General features: G+C 71.2%; 15 protein-coding genes. 1 reads left to right on the forward strand and 14 read right to left on the reverse strand.

The window, feature by feature from the left end; all coding sequences use genetic code 11:
* Positions 1-32 precede the first annotated feature (32 nt).
* Positions 33-1,208: a PQQ-dependent sugar dehydrogenase gene (locus tag AB0E78_RS28840; protein WP_361838275.1), complete on the forward strand. Its 1,176-nt coding sequence runs from the start codon at positions 33-35 to the stop codon at positions 1,206-1,208.
* A gap of 18 nt (positions 1,209-1,226) precedes the next feature.
* Here AB0E78_RS28840 and AB0E78_RS28845 read toward each other — a convergent pair whose 3' ends face one another.
* The 14 genes from AB0E78_RS28845 to ligA all read right to left on the reverse strand — a co-directional run bounded on the left by AB0E78_RS28845 (position 1,227) and on the right by ligA (position 21,309).
* The gene (locus AB0E78_RS28845) at positions 1,227-1,499 is read right to left on the reverse strand and encodes a DUF6191 domain-containing protein (RefSeq protein WP_361838278.1); all 273 of its coding nucleotides are present in this window, start codon (positions 1,497-1,499) and stop codon (positions 1,227-1,229) included.
* Between the two features lie 79 nt (positions 1,500-1,578).
* Positions 1,579-4,734, reverse strand: coding sequence for an AAA family ATPase (locus tag AB0E78_RS28850; protein ID WP_361838280.1), 3,156 nt, complete (start codon positions 4,732-4,734; stop codon positions 1,579-1,581).
* Positions 4,735-4,811: 77 nt separating this feature from the next.
* Complete coding sequence (locus AB0E78_RS28855) at positions 4,812-5,000, reverse strand: hypothetical protein (protein ID WP_361838283.1); 189 nt, start codon at positions 4,998-5,000, stop codon at positions 4,812-4,814.
* Between the two features lie 297 nt (positions 5,001-5,297).
* The gene (locus tag AB0E78_RS28860) at positions 5,298-5,918 is read right to left on the reverse strand and encodes a hypothetical protein (protein ID WP_361838286.1); all 621 of its coding nucleotides are present in this window, start codon (positions 5,916-5,918) and stop codon (positions 5,298-5,300) included.
* Between the two features lie 35 nt (positions 5,919-5,953).
* Positions 5,954-6,556: a GNAT family protein gene (locus tag AB0E78_RS28865; RefSeq protein WP_361838289.1), complete on the reverse strand. Its 603-nt coding sequence runs from the start codon at positions 6,554-6,556 to the stop codon at positions 5,954-5,956.
* Positions 6,525-8,798: an MMPL family transporter gene (locus tag AB0E78_RS28870; RefSeq protein ID WP_361838292.1), complete on the reverse strand. Its 2,274-nt coding sequence runs from the start codon at positions 8,796-8,798 to the stop codon at positions 6,525-6,527. The genes AB0E78_RS28865 and AB0E78_RS28870 overlap by 32 nt, the downstream gene beginning before the upstream one ends.
* Positions 8,799-9,011: 213 nt before the next feature.
* Positions 9,012-11,147 (reverse strand): phosphocholine-specific phospholipase C, encoded by a 2,136-nt coding sequence (locus tag AB0E78_RS28875; RefSeq protein WP_361838295.1) that lies wholly within the window; start codon positions 11,145-11,147, stop codon positions 9,012-9,014.
* Between the two features lie 144 nt (positions 11,148-11,291).
* The gene (locus AB0E78_RS28880) at positions 11,292-12,545 is read right to left on the reverse strand and encodes an SLC13 family permease (RefSeq protein ID WP_361838487.1); all 1,254 of its coding nucleotides are present in this window, start codon (positions 12,543-12,545) and stop codon (positions 11,292-11,294) included.
* A 238-nt stretch (positions 12,546-12,783) separates the two neighbouring features.
* Entirely contained in the window at positions 12,784-14,295 is a 1,512-nt protein-coding gene (gene gatB, locus AB0E78_RS28885) for an Asp-tRNA(Asn)/Glu-tRNA(Gln) amidotransferase subunit GatB (protein ID WP_361838297.1), read from the reverse strand.
* A 16-nt stretch (positions 14,296-14,311) separates the two neighbouring features.
* Complete coding sequence (locus AB0E78_RS28890; RefSeq protein ID WP_361838300.1) at positions 14,312-14,554, reverse strand: hypothetical protein; 243 nt, start codon at positions 14,552-14,554, stop codon at positions 14,312-14,314.
* On the reverse strand, positions 14,551-16,056 hold the full coding sequence (gene gatA / locus AB0E78_RS28895; RefSeq protein WP_361838302.1) for an Asp-tRNA(Asn)/Glu-tRNA(Gln) amidotransferase subunit GatA: 1,506 nt from the start codon (positions 16,054-16,056) through the stop codon (positions 14,551-14,553). The genes AB0E78_RS28890 and gatA overlap by 4 nt, the downstream gene beginning before the upstream one ends.
* A 6-nt stretch (positions 16,057-16,062) precedes the next feature.
* Positions 16,063-16,359 carry an Asp-tRNA(Asn)/Glu-tRNA(Gln) amidotransferase subunit GatC gene (gene gatC, locus AB0E78_RS28900; RefSeq protein ID WP_016642027.1) on the reverse strand — a complete coding sequence of 99 codons (297 nt, stop codon included), beginning with the start codon at positions 16,357-16,359 and terminating at the stop codon, positions 16,063-16,065.
* A gap of 120 nt (positions 16,360-16,479) precedes the next feature.
* Positions 16,480-18,876 carry a bifunctional diguanylate cyclase/phosphodiesterase gene (locus AB0E78_RS28905; RefSeq protein ID WP_361838305.1) on the reverse strand — a complete coding sequence of 799 codons (2,397 nt, stop codon included), beginning with the start codon at positions 18,874-18,876 and terminating at the stop codon, positions 16,480-16,482.
* A 249-nt stretch (positions 18,877-19,125) separates the two neighbouring features.
* Positions 19,126-21,309, reverse strand: coding sequence for an NAD-dependent DNA ligase LigA (gene ligA, locus AB0E78_RS28910; protein WP_361838308.1), 2,184 nt, complete (start codon positions 21,307-21,309; stop codon positions 19,126-19,128).
* Positions 21,310-21,316: the final 7 nt, after the last annotated feature.

Here is a 21,316-nt window from a genome sequence, read left to right on the forward strand (position 1 = left end):
AGTAGAAGCGCTGCGTCGAAGGGAACCTGATCGTGCAACGACCTGCTGTCACGGCCGCATTGGCCGCCACCGCCCTGGTGCTCACGGTGCTCACGGCCGGTTGCTCGTCCGGGGACTCGGACGCGCCGGACAACGGGAAGAGCGCCGAGTCGAGCCCCGCGCCGTCGGACGGGGCGTCCACGGGAAAGCCGCGCGCCGGCGACGCCCCGCCGGAAAAGGGCTCGGCGTCGGTCTCCAGGACGCTCACCGAGGACCTGAAGTCGCCGTGGGGCCTCGCACCACTCCCCGACGGGGACCTGCTGGTGTCCTCGCGCGACGAGGGGACCATCACCCGCGTCGACGGCAAGACGGGCAAGAAGACCGGCCTCGGCTCGGTCCCCGGCGTCTCCCCCGCCGGGGAGGGCGGCCTGATGGGCCTGGCCCTCTCCCCGTCGTACGCATCGGACCACATGGTCTACGCGTACTTCACCACCGAGTCGGACAACCGCATCGCCCGCATGCTGTACGACGAGAAGAAACCCTCCGGCCAGCAGCTGGGCGCGCCCGGCACGGTCTTCAAGGGAATCCCCAAGGGCACGGTCCACAACGGCGGCCGGATCGCCTTCGGCCCGGACAAGATGCTGTACGCGGGCACGGGCGAGACAGGTGACACGGGCCTGGCCCAGGACAAGAAGTCGCTGGGCGGCAAGATCCTCCGCCTGACCCCGGACGGCGACCCGGCCCCCGGCAACCCCTTCGGCGACTCCCCCGTCTATTCGTACGGCCACCGCAATGTGCAGGGCCTGGCCTGGGACGAGGAGAAGCGGCTCTGGGCGGCGGAGTTCGGCCAGGACACGTGGGACGAACTGAACGAGATCAAGGCCGGCGACAACTACGGCTGGCCGGAGGTCGAGGGCAAGGGCGACGAGGACGGCTTCCACGACCCGGTGGCCCAGTGGAAGACCTCGGAGGCCTCCCCCAGCGGCATCGCCTACGCCGAGGGCTCGGTCTGGATGGCGGGCCTGCGCGGCGAGCGCCTCTGGCGCATCCCGGTCCGCGGGGTGGACGGCACGGTGGAGCCCCAGGACTTCCTGAAGGGTGAGTACGGCCGCCTGCGCACGGTCGTCGCCGCGGGCGGGGACAAGCTGTGGCTGGTGACGAACGAGACGGATTCCCGGGGCACCCCGGAGAAGGGGGACGACAAGATCCTTGAGGTCACGGTGAAGTAGGGCTGCCGGACCGGCGGGCTACTTTCCGGGCGAGGGGTGGCGGTCGGGGCCGGGCTCGGGCCCAGGCTCCGCGTCCGGGTCGCTATCGGCGCCATCCGGGTCGGCGGCGGTCGATTCCGCCTCTGCCTCCGCCTGTTGCGGCACCCTCACCACCACCTTGCCCGAGGTGAGGTCTATCGGGCCGCGGCCCGGGTCGCCGTCGGCCACGTCGACCCGGCTAAGCTCCAGCCGCTTCTGCTCGTCGTCCGTGTGTTTGCGGCCGGGCTGGAAAAGCTCCATCGGGTTGAACACTGCGCCTCCTGGCGGACGGGTTCCTCCTACCAGCGTAAGCGAGTGCCTCCGGAACCCACCGGAGCCGGGAAAGCGCAGGTCAGCCGGTGGGCTGGGAGTGGTTCGACGGGGCGCGTTCCGCGGGGAACAGGCGCAGGCGGTGGGCCAGGGCCGCCGCCTCGCCCCGGCCGGCGACGCCCAGCTTGGCGAGGATGTTGGAGACGTGGACGCTCGCCGTCTTCGGGGAGATGAAGAGCTCCTCGGCGATCTGGCGGTTGCTGCGGCCCGCGGCGACGCGACGGAGCACGTCCCGCTCCCGGCTGGTGAGGCCGAGCGCCTCGGCGGGGTCGACGGGGGTGAGGTGGGCGCTCGGGGTGGCCCGGTCATGGTGGTTCAGGGTGAGGCGGGCGCGCTGGGCGAGCCCCGAGACCGACTCGGCGAGGGGCCGGGCGCCCAGGCGCTCGGCGGCCTCATGGGCCTGTCGCAGCAGCTCGGCGGCACGCTCACGGTCCGCTTCGGTGCCGACACCCGTGGCGGTCGCCAGGAGGGACTCGGCGAGGCGGAGACGGGTGCGGGCGAGGTCGTAGGGGCGGTCGAGGGGTTCGAACGCGGTGACGGTGGCGGACCAGTCGGCGGGGGTGTCACGGTCCTCGGCGCGCAGGAGCTCCGCGCGGACCCACTGCTCGTGGGCCACCCAGACCGGTACGGGTGAGGGGAGGTTCTTAGCGGCCCGTCGGATGCTGTCGATGGCCTCGGCCCGGCCGGGCTCGGCGGCGGGCAGGCCGCGCGAATCGGCCTCCGAGGTGGCGGCGGCGAGCAGCAGGGGCCAGGTGTAGCGCTGGCTGCCGGGCGGGAAGCCCGCGGCCAGGGCCGCTTCGAGCTCGGCGCGGGCCGCGGCGACACCGGCGGCGCGGTCGGGGTCGCCCGCGGCGATGCCGAGGGCGACGGTGGCCATGGGCTGGGTGTGCTGCGGCATGAGGTCGCGGGTGCCGTAGTGGCCGCGGGCCTTGGCCAGTTGGGCGGCGGCTTCGGTCAGGTCGCCGCGGCCGACGGCGACGTAGGCGAGCTGGAGGGCCGCCCCGCCGCGGGGCTTGATGCTGAGCGCGCCGCGGCGGGCCGCTTCCGAGGCTTCGACCGCCTCGTCCCAGCGGCCCAGGGAGACGAGGGACTCCGCCTTGTTGACCTGGACCCAGCTCTCGGTGTCGGTGAGTCCGTACTTCCGGCAGAGCGCGAGGCCCTGGTCGCCGATCTCCAGGGATTCGAGGGAGCGGCCCGCGCCTTCGAGCACGGAGGGCAGGTTGACGTGGATGTGCGGGATCCGGGAGACCAGACCGGGCGGTGCCATGCAGCGGTCCCTGACCGCGAACATCTCCGCGAGCCCCTCCTCGACGTCGCCCGCGTCGACCAGGAGGCCGCCGAGGATGAGCCGGGCGTTGAGTTCGATCTCCTCGGCCTTGACCATCCGGGCGTACTCGACGGCGCGTTGGGCCGCCGTCAGGGTCTTTTCGCCGGGGTTGTGGAGCATGCCCCAGGAGGCGACGTTGGTCAGCACCTCCGCGTGCACCTCGGACGGCGGCAGGCCGCGGACCAGTTCCTGCGCGGTGGCGATCTCCGCCCAGCCGTCGCCGCGGCCGAGCGTCTGGGTGAGCCGGGAGCGCTGGATCCAGAACCAGGCGGCGCGCAGCGGGTCGGGATCGTCCTCGAGGAGCCGCAGCGCACGCTTGGTGATCTTCAGGGCGCGTTCCCGCTCCCCGCAGAGGCGGCCGGCGACGGCGGCCTCCGCCATGAGGTCGAGATAGCGCAGGGGGGTGGTGGCGGGGTCGCAGCCGCTGGGGGTCCCCCCACGCCCTTCAGGCGGTGGGGGAGGGTAGACCTCGGCGTAGTCGAGGGGGCGCAGTTCGAGGCGTATGTCCTCGGGGGCGTCGTCCCAGAGCTCCATCGCCCGTTCGAGGAGGCGCAGTTGTTCGGAGTACGCGTAGCGGCGGCGGGCCTCGACGGAGGCCCGCAGGACGGCGGGGAGCGCCTTCGCCGCGTCGTGCGCGTGGTACCAGTAGCTGGCGAGCCGGGCGGCGCGCTGGTCGTCGGCGACGAGTGAGGGGTCGGCCTCCAGGACCGTGGCGAACCGGCGGCTGATCCGGGAGCGCTCACCGGGCAGCAGGTCGTCACCGACGGCCTCGCGCACCAGGGAGTGCCGGAAGCGGTAGCCGTCGCCGTCGGGCGACGGCAGCAGGATGTTGGCCCCGACGGCGGCCCGCAGCGCCTCGATCAGGTCGTCCTCCGCGAGCCCCGCGACGGCGGCGAGCAGCGGATACTCGACGTTCGAGCCGCCCTCGGCGACGATCCTCGCCACCCGCTGGCTGCTCTCCGGCAGCTCCTCGACGCGTACGAGGAGGAGATCGCGCAGGGAGTCCGTGAGGCTCGCGCAGCTGCTGCCGTGCGAGGCGACCGCGAGTTCCTCGACGAAGAAGGCGTTGCCGTCCGATCGGTCGAAGATGTCGTCCACCAGGGACTGCGCGGGCTCGGCGCTGAGGATCCCTGCCATCTGCCGGCCCACTTCGCCCTTGCTGAAGCGGGACAGTTCGATGCGCCGCACCGTGCGCAGGCGGTCGAGCTCGGCGAGGAGCGGGCGCAGCGGGTGGCGGCGGTGGATGTCGTCGGCGCGGTAGGTCGCGACGACGACGAGGCGGCCGCTGCGCAGCGTGCGGAAGAGGTAGGCGAGGAGGTGGCGGGTCGAGGCGTCGGCCCAGTGCAGGTCCTCCAGGGCGATGACCACCGGGCGGTCGGCGGCGATGCGCTCCAGGAGGCGGACGGTCAGCTCGAAGAGGCGGGCCATGCCCTCTTCGTCGTGGTGCGCGTCGGTGCCTCGGCGTCGCTGCGGGGCCTCGCCCAACTCGGGCAGGAGCCGGGCGAGTTCGCCCTCCTGGTCGGCCGCGGCGGCGTCCACCTCGTCGGGGAGCTGGCGGCGCAGGGAGCGCAGGGCGCTGGAGAACGGGGCGAAGGGCAGGCCCTCCGCGCCGATCTCCACGCAGCCGCCGAGCGCGACGACGGCGCCTTCGGCGCAGGCCGCCGCGGCGAACTCCTCGATGAGGCGGGTCTTGCCGACGCCCGCCTCGCCGCCGAGCAGCAACGCCTGCGGCTCGCCCGTGCCGGGGGTCGTCCCCTTGGCACGGGCGAGCGCGTTGTTCAGAACGCCCAGTTCATCGGTGCGACCGACGAACACGGGGCTTACGGACCTGGTCTCCACAGCGGTGAGCATCGCACAGGGTGCGGGCCTGGTGGCAGCGGATATGCCGAGGGCCGAGACAGGCGCTCCGGCCGATGCTCCCGCTCCCATCACGCGGCCCGGGTGAAGCGGTTCCTCCACGGGGCCGGGCTCACCTGCCCCTCGGTGTCGTGGCGGGCCGATCGGCGCTCGGCGCGGGCCGCCGCCTTGGCCGCACGGGCCTCGCGCAGGAGGCGGCGGCGGTCGGCCTCGCGGGCGAGGTCGGCGGCGCGGAGCTGGTGCATTTCGTACTCGAACATGAGAACTCCCTGACTTCTGGCTTGCGGCCTGCGGCCTGTCGCTTCTGACTTCGGTTTCCGGCTTCGCAGTTCGTGATCCGCTGTTCGCGGCTCCCGTTCTGCGATGCCTTTACTTTCGTCTGCCAGGCAGGGGTGGCACATCGGGAGAGTGCCGCATGTTGAGGGGGCGGGGGGCCTTAGGGGCGTCTTAGGGGTCCTTAGGCACGCGCCGCGGACCTACGGAAAACGCCGGAGGGGCTGCTCGCGCAGCCCCTCCGGCGTTCTGAGTACCTCTGAGTACCCCGGTCCCGCCTGCCATCAACTGGTCGACGGCAGCCCGAAGATCAGGTCCGAGTACTTGGCGATGGCGAGCAGCAGGCCGATGACGCCCAGGGCGACACCCGCCCAGGCCACCGACTTGATCCACGGCGCCTGCACCTGGTCCGGCGACCCGAACGCGGGCCTCACCAGGACGACGAACCCGACGACCAGCGCGGCGAGCGCGAAGGCTCCGGCGATCAGCGCCGTGATCTGCCAGGAGTCGCCGTACAGCGCTTGGATCTGGTCGGCCACGCTCGCCGACTGCTTGGTCTCCAGCTGTCCGACGATGTTCGAGCGTGCGGCGGCCACCGTGCCGAGCCAGCCACCGGAGAGGCCGATCAGACCGAGAGCGGCGGAGACGACGGCCGCCGCGCCCTGGAACACGCCACTGGACTTGGCCGGAGCGACCTCCTCGACCACGACGAGCTCATCGGCGTCGTCGGTGTCATCGGCGTCGTCGACCTCGACGGCGTCATCGGCCGCCGCGGTCTTGTCCACCTTCACGGCGTCCGCCTTGGTGGCGTCCGCCTTGGTGGCCTCCTTGCTCTCCGCGGCCTCCGGCTCTGCGGGCTTCGCGGCCGCCTCGGCCGCGATCTCGTCCTCTGTCTTAGTTCCCATGCCCCGCACCGTACGGACGGAGTCTGAGAGCTTTCTTAACGAGCCGGATCCCGGTCCGTCGAACCCCCGGCGCCCGCCGCTTCACGGGCCTCGCGCGCCTTCCGCCACTCCGGTGCGAGCACCGACCACACCTCCATGTCGTGCCGCACCCCCTGCCAGGGGAAGCACTCCCGCAGCACGCCGTCCTTCGTCATCCCGAGCCGCTTGGCCACGGCGATGCTGGGGCCGTTCGCCGTGGAGGCCAGCCACTCCACGCGGTGCATGCCGCGCTCGTCCACCGCCCAGTCGATGAGGACCCGGCTCGCCCGGGTGATCAGACCTCGCCCGGCGGCCGAAGGCTCCAGCCAGACGCCGAGCTCGCAGCTCTCCATGGCCGTGTCGAAGATCCGGAAGAGCACTCCGCCGACGAGCGTGCCGTCCAGCCAGATGCCCCAGAGGCGGCCCGTGTCGGCGGCCTGCTTGTCGGCGTACGTCTGGAGCAGCTTCCGGGCCGATTCGAGGTCCTTCGCCAGCACGGTCAGCGGCACCCACGGCCCCGCGTACTCCCGCGCGCGCTCGACGTGCGCGAGGAACTCCGGTGCCTGCCACGGCTCGATGGGCCTCAGCTCAGCGCCCTCGCCCAGCGATATCGCGAACATCCCGCTCCTCCAGTCCGTCCGGCACGGCGTCCGAGTCGTCCCCCGTGCCCCGTCGTCCCGGGATCCTCGCACTCACGGCGGCCGTACTCGAACGACTTTCCGGGGGCTCGATGCTGATGCGCGGCAGCCAGCGGTCCAGGCCGCGCGGCAGCCACCAGTTGGCGCCGCCCAGCATGTGCATCAGGGCCGGCACCAGCAACGTACGCAGGACGAACGCGTCGAGCGCGACGGCGGCAGCGAGGCCGATGCCGAACATCGCGATGACCCGGTCGCCGCTCAGGACGAAGGCGAGGAAGACCGAAATCATGATCACGGCCGCGGAGTTGATCACACGGCTCGTCTCGGCGAGGCCGACGCGGACGGCCCGTCGGTTGTCGCCGGTCTCCAGCCACTCCTCGTACATCCGGCTGACCAGGAAGACCTGGTAGTCCATCGAGAGCCCGAAGAGGACCGACACCATGATCACGGGCAGGAAGGGTTCGATCGGGCCCGCAGAGCCAAGGCCGAGCAGCTCGCTCCCCCAGCCCCACTGGAAGATCGCGACGACGACCCCGAAGGCCGACGCCACCGCGGCCACGTTCATCGCGGCGGCCTTCAGTGGGATGCCGATGGACCGGAAGGCGAGCAGCAGCAGGACGCAGCCGAGGCCGATGACCACGCCCACGAAGAGCGGCAGCTTGCCGACGATGATCTCCGCGAAGTCGTCGTAGCTCGCCGTGACACCGCCGACCTGGAGGTCGAGCGAGGTGTCGGCCGCGGCCTTGGGGAGCACGTCGTCACGCAGCCGGTCGACGAGATCGCTGGTCCGCTCGGACTGGGGGGACGAGTCCGGTACGACGGTGATGTGGGCGGCGGTGCCGTCGGCGTCGTACGTGACGGGGCTGACGGAGGCGACGCCCTTGGTCGATTCGAGTGTGGGGCCGAGGTCGGTGAGGGCGAGCCGGTCGCCCGCTCCGTGGACCTCCGTGACGAGGGTGAGGGGGCCGTTCACACCGGGGCCGAAGCCGTCCGCGAGGAGGTCGTAGGCCTGCCGTGTGGTGGCCGACGCCGTGTTGTTGCCCTGGTCGGAGGTGCCCAGGTGGAGGGAGAGCGTGGGCAGGGCGAGCAGCGCCATCACGGCGACGGCGACGCCGCCGAGCAGCTTCGGGTGCCGCTCCACGAAGGCGGACCAGCGGGCGGCGAGCCCGGTGGGCAGCTCCGGGGCCGGGCCGTGCTCGGCCAGGGCGTGCCGTTCGCGGCGGCTGAGCGCGCGCGGCCCGATCCAGGACAGGAGGGCGGGCAGCAGGGTCACCGACGCGGCGACCGTGAGGAGCACGGTCAGCGATCCTGCGATGGCGACGCCGTTGAGGAAGCTGAGCCGCAGGATGAGCATGCCGAGCAGCGCGATGCACACCGTGGCGCCCGCGAAGACGACCGCGCGCCCGGTGGTGACGACCGCGCGTTCGGCGGCGACGGCCACCGGAAGGCCCTGTTTGAGGCCCTTGCGGTGCCGGGTCACGATGAACAGCGCGTAGTCGATGCCGACGCCGAGTCCGATCAGGGTGCCCAGCATCGGCGCGAAGTCCGCGACGGTCATGAGGTGCCCGAGCAGCACGATGCCCGCGTACGCCGTGCCGACCGACACCAGTGCGGTGGCGATGGGCAGGAGCGACGCGGCGAGCGAGCCGAAGGCGAGGAAGAGCACGACGGCGGCGACGGCCACCCCGACGATCTCGGCGGTCTTCGCGCTCTTGGACTCGGTGAGGCCGACGGCGCTGCCGCCGAGCTCGACCCGCAGGCTGTCCGAGTCGGCGGTCTTGGCGGTGTCGACGAGGGCCTGCGCGTCCGCCTTGTCGATGGCGTCGGCCTGCTCATGGAAGGTGACGGTCGCGTACGCGATGCGTGCGTCGGCACTGATCTGTGCGGCGCCGCGCTCCCCGTACGGGCTGCCGACGGAGGCCACCGCGGGCATCTTCTCGATCGTGGCCAGGGTGTCGGTCATCGTCTGCTCGACGTCGGCCGCGCGCACCGTCGTGCCCGCCTCGGTCCGCCAGACGACGGTGTTGCTGTCGCCGCCGAGGCCCTCGAATCCCTCGTTCAGGAGCTGGGTCGCCCGGCCGGACTCGGTGCCGGGCACCTCGTAGTCGTTCGAGTACGCGGATCCGGCGAGGGCCGCGGCGCTCGCGGCGCCGCCGAGAGTGAGGAGCCAGAGCAGTACCGCGAGGAGGCGGTGCTGAACGCACCACCGTGCGAGTGCTGCCACTGACCGGCTCCCTGGGGTGGTTCGTGGATCTTTATCGGGAACAGTCTTGAATGACCTGAACAGCCCGCAAAGAACGCATGAGCGATGACATAAGCGCCAGAGATACTTTGACAGGAGCTGGAGATCGTTGGTCCGGTTCGTGGGCTTCCTCACAAGGGCACAAAGGGTGTGCGAGGCCCCACCGGGACCTCGCACACCCTCAGAACGGGGGCTTCAGCCCGATACGCTCGCGCGTCCGTTCTCTATGTGGCCCATCAGACGCCGCCGAAAGGCCGTGTCGCCCGCGGCCGTCACCTGGATGTCGTACCAGCCGTGCTCGTCGTCCGTGTGCCAGGCGACCGTGCGACGGCTTCCCGCCTTGACTCGGACGGTCCTCGTCCGCTTCCGGGCGTCGTCCTCGTCCACGTATCCGACCGGCTTGACGGTGTAGACGAGCTCCTTGCGGCCCCGGTTGGTCAGGGTGAGGTGGAGCTCACGCCGGCCCTTTCCGTGACCGGACCGGCCGATCTCGGACGCGAGGCCCGCTGCGCCGTCCTTGCCACCCGCGAACTCGCGCCGGAAGCCGTTCGGCCCGGTGACCGTGAAGGCGTACGCGTCCTTGGCCACCGGCACGGACCAGCTGCCGTCCCGCTGTACGTCGATGTGCTGCGGGGCGGCGAACTCACCGGCGTACGGGTAGAGCGCGAAGTGCGCGCTGGAGCGGCCGTCGTTGCGCAGACGCACCTGGAGCGCGCCGTTCTCCCCCTTGGCGTCCGGCTTGACGTACGCGTCGGGCTGGTAGGGCAGCGGGCGGGCGCGGCGGGTGCCGGGCTCCTGGACCGGCATGGACTGCTTCAGGGGCGGCTGCGGGGACCAGCGGCCGCTGAACTCCGGGATGGCGCCGGGCTGTTCGACCTCGGGCTGCCGGTGGCCGCGCCGGAAGTCGAAGGCGCCGGTGAGGTCGCCGGTGACCTTGCGGCGCCAGGCGCTGATGTTGGGTTCCCGCACCCCGGTCCACTTCTCCAGGAAGCGCACGACGGAGGTGTGGTCGAAGACCTCGGAGGTGACGTAGCCGCCGACGGTCCAGGGCGAGACGACCAGCATGGGGACGCGCACGCCGAGGCCGGTCGGCTTCCCCTCCCAGCGCTCCTCCTGGTCCTCGGGGGACGCGGTGCCGGGCACGGGCGGAGGGACGTGGTCGAAGAAGCCGTCGTTCTCGTCGTAGTTGATGAAGACGGCGGTGCGGCGCCAGACCTCGGGGTGCGAGGCGAGGGCGTCGAGGACCTTGTAGACGATGGTCGCGCTGTGGATCGGCGAGGAGACGCTGGGGTGCTCGGAGTCCAGGGCGGACGGCACCAGATAGCTGACCTTGGCGAGCTTGCCGCCCGCGACGTCCTGAGCGAACCGCTCGGCGAGCTTGCCGGTGGGCACACGGCGCAGCCCCCGCTCGAACAGCGACTTCTCCGCCTTGGTGAGGGTCGCGACGCCCTCCTCCAGGGTGGCGAGCAGCTTCGCGCGCTCGGCGTCGTCCTTGGCGTCGCGCACCTTGGCGTAGAAGGCCTCCATGAAGGTGAGGCCGGTCTTGGCGAGGACCTTGCGGGCGATGGCCTTGAAGGTGGTGAAGAACTCGATCTGGTTGTCGGTGAAGTTCTCCCACTCCGTGTACGTCTGCCAGCTCACGCCCGCCTTCTCGAGCCGCTCGGCGTACGTTCCCCAGTCGTATCCGGGGTGCTTGCCCTCGTCGTAGGCGTCGTTGCCGACGGCGCGCTTGCCGTTCGCCTCGTAGCCCGTCTTGCCGCTCCACAGGTGGTTGCGGTTGGGGCTGGTGGAGGTGTGGATGGACGAGTGGTAGGCGTCGCAGACGGTGAAGGTGTCGGCGAGTTCGTAGTGCAGCGGGATGTCGTCACGCGTGTAGTACGCCATCGTGGCGGCGGTCTTGGCGGTGATCCAGCCGTCCGACCAGCCGTCGCGCCAGGCCTTGGCGCCGCCGCTCCAGGAGTGGTCGAGGGCGCCGATGTACTGCAGGTCCTTCTTCTGCGCCGCGGCGGCCTCGCGGACCGGGAAGGGCAGGACGGTGCGCAGGGCGCCTGGCTGCTCGAACACGGACTTGCCGCTCGGGAGTTGGACGGCGTTGCGGTCGCCGAAGCCGCGTACGCCGCGCAGGGCGCCGAAATAGTGGTCGAACGACCTGTTCTCCTGCATCAGGATGACGACGTGCTCGATCGAGTCGAGCCCGCCGTCTCCGGGTCTCGGCCGGTCCTGCGCCAGTGCCAGTTGCAACGACGGCGGCAGGAAGGATCCGACGGCGGCGGCGCCGACCGCGCCACCGCCGACCGCCATCAGTCGCCTGCGGGAAATCTCCGGGGACACGTCACGACCTCCAGTCGACGGCCAATGGTTCTCTGCTGATCCATTGACCTTCTCGGCCGGGACGGTAGTGAAGTCTGGTTTCCCTGTGAAGACTTGGGGACGAAGTCGACGTGAACGGATGTGCTCGGCGGTCCGCGAGAGGACTCAGAAGCCGAGCAGCAGCCCCGCCCAGAGGGCCACCGTGGACGCCGCGAGCGTGGCGGGCACGGTCAGCACACCGAGCAGGCTGAACGTCCGCAGGTCGGCGTCCGTGCCGTGGTCGTGCAGGATGCGGCGCCACAGAAGGGTGGCGAGCGAGCCGACGTACGTCAGGTTCGGGCCGATGTTGACACCGATGAGCGCGGCGAGAACGGGACCCGGGCCCGCGGGGGCGACGGCGGGCAGCAGGGCGAGGATCGCGGGCAGGTTGTTGATCAGGTTGGCCAGCACGGCGGCGACGGCCGCCACGGCGAGCAGCGCGGGCAGCGAGGCGCCGTCCGGCAGGAGCCACTCGATGCCGGAGCCGAGGCCGTTGTCGACGACCGCCTTGACGACGACGCCGAGCGCGAGCACGAACAGACAGAACAACGGGCTCGCGGAGCGGACGATCCCGGTGGCAGTCGTACGTTTCCGCAGCAGCGCACGGCCCGCGAGCACCGCGGCTCCGGCGAGGGCGGCCCACAGGGGTTCGAGCCCCACGAGCGAGGTGACGACGAATCCGGCGAGCGTGAGACCGAGGACGACCAGGGTGAACACGGGCACGGGGGTCGGCTCGGTCTCCTTGGGCTCAAGGGCGCCCGCGTCCAGATCGGCCGCGAAGTACCTCCGGAACACCATGTACTCGATGCCGATCGCGGCCAGCCACGGCACCGCCATGAGCAGCGCGAACCGGGTGAAGGTCAGCCCGCTGGCGGTGAGCGCGAGGAGGTTGGTGAGGTTGGAGACGGGCAGCAGGAGCGACGCCGAGTTGGCGAGGTGGGCGGTGGCGTAGACGTGCGGCCGGGGCCTGGCGCCGACGCGGGCCGCGGTGGCGAAGACGACCGGGGTGAGCAGGACGACGGTGGCGTCGAGGCTCAGCACGGCGGTGACCACGGCGGCCACCCCGAATACGCCGCCGAGCAGCGCCCGGGTCCGTCCACCGCAGAGCCGGGCGACGAGATCCCCGGCGGCGGCGAAGAGCCCGTCGTCGGCGCAGAGTTGAGCGAGGACCAGCACGGCCGCGAGGAACCCCACCACCGGCAGCAGGCTCTGGACCTCCGCGAGCGCGTGCTCCGGCGAAACGGCCCCGAGCACCACGACGATCCCGGCGGCGGGCAGCGCGGCGGCGGCCTCGGGCCACTGCTTGGGCCGTATGACGGCGAACGCGAGCACGGCGAGAAGCAGGCCGACGGAGAGGATCTCGGCGGTGACGGTGTTCAGGGGGACGCTCCGTGGCCCGGTGGGGCGGGTGGTTCGGCGGGACGGGCGCTCCCCAGCGTATGGGGGGCGCCGCGCGACATCGCGGCAGGAACAGCGGCCACACCGGACAGCACCCCGCCCACCCACTCGATTACCGCGGGGCAATCGAGTGGGTGGGCGGGAAGAATCCGCCGCGAAGCGGGCGGTTCGGGAAGCACCCCGGCGGCGGCCAGGACACTGCTCCGGGCCGGCGCAGCGACTAGCCCTCCACGCCCAGCTTCTCCAGGATCAGTTCCTTGACGCGGGCCGCGTCGGCCTGGCCCCGGGTGGCCTTCATGACCGCGCCGACCAGCGCGCCCGCCGCGGCGACCTTGCCGCTGCGGATCTTGTCGGCGATGGCGGGGTTGCCCGCGATCGCCTCGTCCACGGCGGCCGTCAGGGCGCCCTCGTCCGAGACGACCTTCAGGCCGCGCTTCTCGACGACCTCGTCCGGCGTGCCCTCGCCCGCGAGGACACCCTCGAAGACCTGGCGCGCCAGCTTGTCGTTCAGGTCGCCCTTGGCGACGAGCTCGGCGACCCGGGCGACCTGCACCGGGGTGACCGGCAGCTCGTCGAGCGCCTTGCCCGTCTCGTTGGCGTTGCGGGCCATCTCGCCCATCCACCACTTGCGCGCGGCGGCCGAGTCGGCACCCGCCTCGATCGTGGCGACGATGGGGTCGACCGCACCGGCGTTCAGGATCGACTGCATGTCGTGCTCCGAGACACCCCACTCCTCGCGGAGGCGGTTGCGGCGCACGCGCGGCATCTCCGGGAGACCGGAGCGCAGTTCCTCGACCCACGCACGGGCCGGGGCGACGGGGACGAGGTCGGGCTCCGGGAAGTACCGGTAGTCCTCGGCGTTGTCCTTGATGCGGCCCGACGTCGTGGAGCCGTCCTCCTCGTGGAAGTGACGGGTCTCCTGGATGATCGTGCCGCCCGAGTTCAGCACCGCGGCATGGCGCTGGATCTCGAAGCGCGCCGCACGCTCCACGGAACGGAGCGAGTTGACGTTCTTCGTCTCCGAACGCGTGCCGAACTCCTCGCGCCCGTGCGGGCGCAGCGAGAGGTTCACGTCGCAGCGCATCTGGCCCTTGTCCATCCGGGCCTCGGACACGTCGAGCGCCTTGATGACCTCGCGCAGTTCGGCGACGTACGCCTTGGCGACCTCGGGGGCACGCTCGCCCGCGCCCTCGATCGGCTTGGTGACGATCTCGATGAGCGGGATACCGGCGCGGTTGTAGTCCAGGAGCGAGTGCGACGCGCCGTGGATACGGCCCGTCGCGCCACCGACGTGCGTGGACTTGCCGGTGTCCTCCTCCATGTGGGCGCGCTCGATCTCCACGCGGAAGACCTCGCCGTCCTCCAGCTGGACGTCGAGATAGCCGTTGAAGGCGATCGGCTCGTCGTACTGGGAGGTCTGGAAGTTCTTCGGCATGTCCGGATAGAAGTAGTTCTTCCGGGCGAAGCGGCACCACTCGGCGATCTCGCAGTTCAGCGCGAGACCGATCTTGATGGCGGACTCGACGCCGATCTCGTTGACCACCGGCAGCGCGCCGGGGAGGCCGAGACAGGTCGGGCAGGTCTGGCTGTTGGCGTCCTGCTTGAGCTCGGTGGAGCAGCCGCAGAACATCTTGGTCTTGGTGCCCAGCTCGACATGGACCTCAAGGCCCATGACGGGGTCGTACGTCGCGAGGGCATCCTCGTACGACACCAGGTCAGTCGTGACAGTCACGGTGAAACTTTCCCTCTCAACCCAGCAGGACGTCGTCGTCGCCGAGCTTCTTCAGCTCGCGATAGAGCAGAGCAAGACCGGTGACGATGGCGGCGGCGGAGACAGCGGCGTCGATGAGCCGGAGCGTGTCGTTCTCCTTGCGGGCCAGCCTGGCCTGCTTGACGACGGAGATCGCGCCGAAGGCGGTGGTGCCCATCGACAGGTACGCGCCGGGCTTGGACTTCTTGAAGCCCTGGGCCTTGGCAGTCATGGGACTCATAGTGACGGTGCCTCCTCAAGCAGCGGGTGACCCCACCTTTCCACGAAGGCGGCCTCTACGGCAGCGCCGACCTTGTAAAGACGGTCGTCCTTCATGGCGGGGGCGATGATCTGCAGTCCGACGGGCAGGCCGTCCTCCGGCGCGAGGCCGCAGGGCAGCGACATGGCGGCGTTGCCCGCCATGTTCGACGGGATGGTGCACACGTCCGCGAGGTACATCGCCATCGGGTCGTCGGCGCGCTCGCCGATCGGGAAGGCGGTGGTGGGCGTCGCGGGCGAGACGATCACGTCCACCTGCTCGAAGGCCTTCTCGAAGTCCTTCGTGATCAGGGTGCGGACCTTCTGGGCGCTTCCGTAGTACGCGTCGTAGTAGCCGGAGCTCAGGGCGTACGTGCCCAGGATGATGCGGCGCTTGACCTCGTCGCCGAAGCCGGCCTCGCGGGTCAGCGCGGTGACGTCCTCGGCGGACTTCGTGCCGTCGTCGCCGACGCGCAGGCCGTAGCGCATGGCGTCGAAGCGCGCGAGGTTCGAGGAGCACTCGGAGGGCGCGATCAGGTAGTACGCGGAGAGCGCCAGGTCGAAGGACGGGCAGTCCAGCTCGACGATCTCGGCGCCGAGCTCCTTGAGCAGGGCGACCGACTCCTGGAAGCGCTGGACGACACCCGCTTGGTAGCCCTCGCCCGCGAACTGCTTGACGACGCCGACGCGCATGCCCTGTACGGAGCCGTTGCGGGCCGCGTCGACGACCGGCGGGACCGGAGCGTCGATGGACGTCGAGTCGAGCTCGTCGTGCCCGGCGATGACCTCGTGCAGGAGCGCGGCGTCCAGGACCGTGCGGGCGCAGGGACCGCCCTGGTCGAGGGAGGACGAGAACGCGACCATGCCGTAGCGCGAGACGCCGCCGTAGGTGGGCTTGACGCCGACCGTGCCGGTGACGGCCGCGGGCTGGCGGATGGAGCCGCCGGTGTCCGTGCCGATGGCGAGGGGGGCCTCGTACGAGGCGAGGGCGGCGCTGGAGCCGCCGCCCGAGCCGCCGGGGATGCGGGTGAGGTCCCAGGGGTTGCCGGTGGGGCCGTACGCGCTGTTCTCGGTGGAGGACCCCATGGCGAACTCGTCCATGTTGGTCTTGCCGAGGATGACGACGTCGGCGGCCTTGAGGCGCTTGGTGACGGTCGCGTCGTACGGCGGGATCCAGCCTTCGAGGATCTTCGAGCCGACCGTGGTCGGAACGCCCTCGGTGGTGAAGATGTCCTTGAGCGCGAGCGGCACGCCGGCCAGCGGGCCGAGCTTCTCGCCCTTCTCCCGCTTGGCGTCGACGGCGCGGGCCTGCGCGAGGGCACCCTCACGGTCGACGTGCAGGAAGGCGTGCACCTTCTCGTCGACGGCCTCGATGCGGGCGAGGTGGGCCTCGGTGACCTCAACGGCCGTCAGCTCGCCGGAGGCGACCTTCGCGGCGATCTCGGCGGCGGTGAGCCTGATGATGTCGATCTTGCTGTCCGTCATGGTGGGTTAGTCCTCCCCCAGGATCTGCGGCACCTTGAAACGCTGCTGCTCTTGTGCCGGGGCGCCGGAGAGCGCCTGCTCGGGGGTGAGCGACGGACGGACCTCGTCCGCGCGCATGACGTTCGTCAGCGGCAGCGGGTGGGAGGTCGGCGGTACGTCTTGGTCGGCGACCTCGGAGACGCGGGCGACCGCGCCGATGATGTCGTCGAGCTGTCCGGCGAAGTGGTCGAGCTCTTCGTCCTTCAGCTCAAGACGTGCTAGGCGGGCGAGGTGGGCGACCTCCTCGCGCGTAATGCCAGGCATGCGGCGATCCTCTGGGGGTGAGTGTGTGATGTGTGGCCCCAATCCTATGGGGCCACACCCCGTGCCCGTGAAACGGATTCCCTCCGCGGGGCCCGATCGCCTCCCCGCGGGGCCGCCCGGCTACTTCGCGATGTCGGCCCCGGCCTCGGCAGCCGCGGCTGCCGCAGCCTCCTCGGCGGCGACGTCCACCGGTCGGCGCCAGCCGCGGGAGCCCCGGGCCCGCAGCCAGGCGGTGGTCTCGTCCGGCGGCATCGCGGCGGCGACCAGCCAGCCCTGCACCGCGTCGCAGCCGAGGTCGCGCAACCGCTCCCACGTCTCGTCGTCCTCGACGCCCTCGGCGACGACGAGCAGGCCGAGGGAGTGCGCGAGGTCGACCGTGCAGCGGACGATCTCCGCGTCCTCGTTGTCCACGGCGAGGCGCGCCACGAACGACCGGTCGATCTTCAGCTCGCTCACCGGCAGCCGCCGCAGGTGCACCAGGGAGGAGTACCCCGTGCCGAAGTCGTCGAGCGACATCTTGACGCCGTGGCCGGTCAGCCCGGCCAGGGTGTCCGCGGCGCGCTGCGGGTCCTCCAGGAGGACGTGTTCCGTTATCTCCAGTTGGAGCGCTCCCGCGGGCACGCCGTGCCGCGCCAGACGCGCCGCGACCGCACCGGCGAAGCCGGGCGTGTGCACGTCACGCGGCGACACGTTCACCGCGACGGGGACCTTGAGCCCCATCGCCTGCCACTTCGCCACCTGGCAGAGCGCCGTCTCCAGGACGTACTCCGTCAGGTGCGGCATCAGACCGGACGACTCGGCTATGGCGATGAACTCGTCCGGCGGCACCTTCCCGCGCTCGGGATGCACCCAGCGGACCAGCGCCTCAAGCCCCGCGACGCGGCCGTCGAACTGGACCTTCGGCTGGTAGTGGAGCTCGACGTCGCCCGCGTCGAGCGCCCGCCGCAGATCGCCCAACAGGCCGAGGCGGTCGGGGGTGTTGGAGTCCCGCTTGGATTCGTACACCTCGACGCCCGTGCGGTCCCGCTTGGCCTGGTACATCGCGACGTCCGCCCGCCGCAGCAGCCCTTCGGCGTCCATGGCGTGGTCGGGGAAGACGGCGAGACCGGCGCTGGCCTCCAGGACCAGCGACAGTCCGTCGAGGTCGAGGGGCGAGCCGAGGGCGGCGACCAGCGAGCGTGCCACGCGGGTGGCGGACGTCGTGGAGTCGGCGACGGGCAGCAGGACGGCGAACTCGTCGCCGCCGAGCCGTGCGGCCTCCGCGCCGCGCGGCAGGGCGAGCCGCAGCCGGTCGGCGATCTGCAGCAGCAGACGGTCGCCCGCGAGGTGGCCGAGGGTGTCGTTCACCGAACGGAAGCGGTCCATGTCGATCAGCATCAGGGCGGAGCGCGCCCCGATCCGCTCGGCGTCGTCGAGGGCCGTCCAGGTCCGCTCCAGGAGCCACTGGCGGTTGGGCAGGCCGGTGAGCGGGTCGCGCAGTTGCTCCTCGGCCCTGGCCCGCGCGATCCACAGCGTCGAGTCGAGCGCGACGAGGGGGATCGCGAAGAGCGGCAGCAGTATGGGCGTCGAGGCGGCGACCACGCAGATCAGCGGGGCGATGCCGAGCAGGGCGACGCCGACGAGGCCCTGGCGGACCAGGGCCGTTCGGGTGACCGTGGGCAGGGCGCCGGTGCGCGGCGCGTGGACGTACCAGAGCAGGACGCGGGTGACGACGAGGTACGCGGCGGCGGCGAGCGCCACCTCGGGGGCCGAGTACAGGTCCCAGGTCTCGGGCAGCCAGGGCGAGTCCGTCGACGGGGCCGTGCCGAACGCGGCCATGGCGAGCGCGCCCGCGCCGATGCCGAGGATGTCGACCGCGCCGTGCAGGACGCCCTGGCGCCAGCGGTGCCGGCGCGCGACGCCGACCAGGACGACGACGGTGAGGCTGACCATTCCGGCGGGCACCCAGCCGTACAGCAGGAGGACGGCGACGGTGAGGGCGCCGCCCGAGCCCGTGCCGCCCCACCAGCGGTCGCGGCCGAGTGCGACGAGGTGGCCGACGATGAGGCCGGTCAGGACCGCGAGGGACCAGCCGACCGTGCCGGAGGGAAACAGCGCGCTGCGTCCGGTGAACGCGAGGAAGAAGCCCGTGCCGAGCAGCACCGCGGCGATCGTCACGACGGCAACCGGAAGCACCGGCCAGGGATCGCGCTCGCTGGAGGCGTCGTCCGGGCCGTGCGCCTCGGCGCCGCGCCAGAGCGGCCTGCGCCGCCCCTCGACCCCGGTCTGGGTGGAACAGGGACCCGCGTCCCTGCCGCCCGACGTCTCACTCACGCCGAGTTCCTGCGTGCCGTACGCGCCAACGGTGCTCCAGGCCCGCTCACGTCGCTCAACCGCGGTGCTCGGGACGGCGGGGCGCGCGCTCTCGGCTTCGCGTGCCTCCCGTTCCGCTCTGCGTCCGCTGAGCCACGCGTACGGTCCGCGCCGCAGGCGCGCGCGCAGCCGGGAGTCCGGTGCGGCGCTCTCGGTCGGTTCCATTCCCGTCCCTCTCACAGCCGGCGGTGCCCACGCCACGCGGACCTGCTCCAGAAGTCAGCCGCGTCTGAAACTCCTTCCCCGTGCTCCCGGTGAGCAGGGGATACCCCAATCGCAGCGGGGCACGGCAGGCGCACACCTCAACAGTAGGCCGCAGAAGGCTTCCACGGGCAGCGGTCCACAACGGTTGCCCGAATGCGACCCGGCCACCCGTATGCATCTGGTATGCGCTGAACGGGTGGCCTTCAACCGCTACTCCTCGGTCGGAAGCGCAACTTCCGCTGCCGCGTCCGGTCCCTGTTCCAGCAGGACGGCGAAGCCTTCCTCGTTGAGAACCGGAACCTTGAGTTGCATCGCCTTGTCGTACTTGGAGCCGGGATTGTCGCCCACCACCACGAAAGCCGTCTTCTTGGAAACGGAACCGGTCACCTTTGCTCCGCGGCTCTGCAACGCATCTTTTGCGCCATCCCGCGTGTGGTGCTCAAGCGTTCCCGTCACGACGACGGTGAGGCCTTCGAGCGGTCGCGGCCCCTCGTCCTCTCCCCCGCCCTCTTCCTCCATGCGGACCCCGGCCGCGCGCCACTTGCGCAGGATCTCCCGGTGCCAGTCCTCCTCGAACCACTGCTTCAAGGAGGCGGCGATGGTCGGTCCCACTCCCTCGACGGCGGCAAGATCCTCCTCGGTGGCCTGCTCGATCCGGTCGACGGACCGGAACTCGCGGGCCAGCGCCTCCGCGGCGACCGGGCCCACGTGGCGGATGGAGAGGCCCGTGATGACGCGGGCGAGCGGGCGCTCCTTGGCCGCCGCGATGTTCTCCAGCATGGAGAGCGCGTTCTTCCTGGCCTCGCCCTGCTGGTTGGCGAAGACCGTGGCGATCTTCTCCTCGCCCGTCTTCGGGTCCCGCTTGGGCAGACCGCTGTCCTGGTCCAGGACGTACGCCTTGATCGGCAGGAGCCGGTCGATGGTGAGGTCGAAGATGTCGCCCTCGTCGAGGACCGGCGGCTCGGAAGGCTCCAGGGGCTTGGTCAGGGCGGCTGCCGCGACATACCCGAAGTTCTCGATGTCCAGGCACTTGCGGCCCGCGAGATAGAAGAGGCGCTCGCGCAACTGGGCCGGGCACGACCGGGCGTTGGGGCAGCGGAGGTCGATGTCGCCCTCCTTCATCGGCCGCAGCGCCGTCCCGCACTCGGGGCACTCGGCGGGCATCACGAACTCCCGCTCGGTGCCGTCCCGCAGGTCCACGACGGGGCCGAGGATCTCCGGGATGACGTCGCCCGCCTTGCGCAGGACGACCGTGTCGCCGATGAAGACGCCCTTCTTCTTCACCACGTCCTGGTTGTGCAGGGTCGCGAACTCGACCTCGGACCCCGCGACCGTGACGGGCTCCACCTGGGCGTACGGCGTGACGCGGCCGGTGCGGCCGACGCCCACCCGGATGTTGACCAGCTTGGTGTTGACCTCCTCGGGGGCGTACTTCCAGGCGATCGCCCAGCGGGGGGCGCGCGAGGTCGAGCCGAGGCGGCCCTGGAGCGGGATCTCGTCCAGCTTCACGACGACGCCGTCGATCTCGTGCTCCACGGAGTGGCGGTTCTCGCCGAAGTACGTGATGAAGTCCCGGACGCCGTCGAGGCCTTGGACCACCTTGTTGTGCTGGGCGGTGGGCAGGCCCCACTCCTTGAGCAGGTCGTACGCGTGGCTGAGGCAGTCGATGTCGAAGCCCTCGCGGGCGCCGATGCCGTGCACCACCATGTGCAGCGGTCGCGTCGCGGTGACGCGCGGGTCCTTCTGGCGCAGTGAACCCGCCGCCGCGTTGCGCGGGTTGGCGAAGGGCTTGTCGCCGGCCTCCACCAGGCGGGCGTTCAGCTCCTCGAACTTCTCCATGGGGAAGAAGACCTCGCCGCGGATCTCGACGAGGGCGGGGACGGCGTCGCCCTTGAGGCGGTCCGGGATGTCCGCGATGGTGCGGACGTTCGGAGTGATGTCCTCGCCGGTGCGGCCGTCGCCCCGGGTGGCCGCGCGCGTGAGCTTGCCGTCCTCGTACGTGAGGTTCACGGCGAGGCCGTCGACCTTCAGCTCGCACAGGAAGTGGTGGTCGGTGGTGCCGACCTCCTTGCCGACGCGGTCCGCCCAGGCGGCGAGCTCCTCGTCGTCGAAAGCGTTGTCCAGGGAGAGCATCCGCTCGCGGTGCTGGACCGAGGTGAACTCGGTCTCGTACGCCCCGGAGACCTTCTGGGTGGGCGAGTCGGGCGTGCGCAGCTCGCTGTACTCGTCCTCCAGGGCCTCGAGCGAACGAAGGAGCTTGTCGAACTCGGCGTCGCTGACGACCGGTTGGTCGTTCACGTAGTACCGGAAGCGGTGCTCCTCGATCTGTTCGGCCAGCTGGGCGTGCTGATCCCGTGCCTCGGCGGGCACAGAGCCTTGCTGTTCGACAGCCACCGTTTCG

This window comes from Streptomyces sp. NPDC032198 (assembly GCF_040636975.1).
In the GTDB taxonomy this organism is placed as follows: Bacteria; Actinomycetota; Actinomycetes; order Streptomycetales; family Streptomycetaceae; genus Streptomyces.

Bases quoted from the DNA above. Each gene is read 5' to 3' on its own strand.
- AB0E78_RS28850 (WP_361838280.1), bottom strand. From the start codon at position 4,734: ATGCTCACCGCTGTGGAGACCAGGTCCGTAAGCCCCGTGTTCGTCGGT.
- AB0E78_RS28855 (WP_361838283.1), bottom strand. From the start codon at position 5,000: ATGTTCGAGTACGAAATGCACCAGCTCCGCGCCGCCGACCTCGCCCGC.
- AB0E78_RS28860 (WP_361838286.1), bottom strand. From the start codon at position 5,918: ATGGGAACTAAGACAGAGGACGAGATCGCGGCCGAGGCGGCCGCGAAG.
- AB0E78_RS28865 (WP_361838289.1), bottom strand. From the start codon at position 6,556: ATGTTCGCGATATCGCTGGGCGAGGGCGCTGAGCTGAGGCCCATCGAG.
- AB0E78_RS28890 (WP_361838300.1), bottom strand. From the start codon at position 14,554: ATGAGTCCCATGACTGCCAAGGCCCAGGGCTTCAAGAAGTCCAAGCCC.
- gatA (WP_361838302.1), bottom strand. From the start codon at position 16,056: ATGACGGACAGCAAGATCGACATCATCAGGCTCACCGCCGCCGAGATC.
- gatC (WP_016642027.1), bottom strand. From the start codon at position 16,359: ATGCCTGGCATTACGCGCGAGGAGGTCGCCCACCTCGCCCGCCTAGCA.
- AB0E78_RS28905 (WP_361838305.1), bottom strand. From the start codon at position 18,876: ATGGAACCGACCGAGAGCGCCGCACCGGACTCCCGGCTGCGCGCGCGC.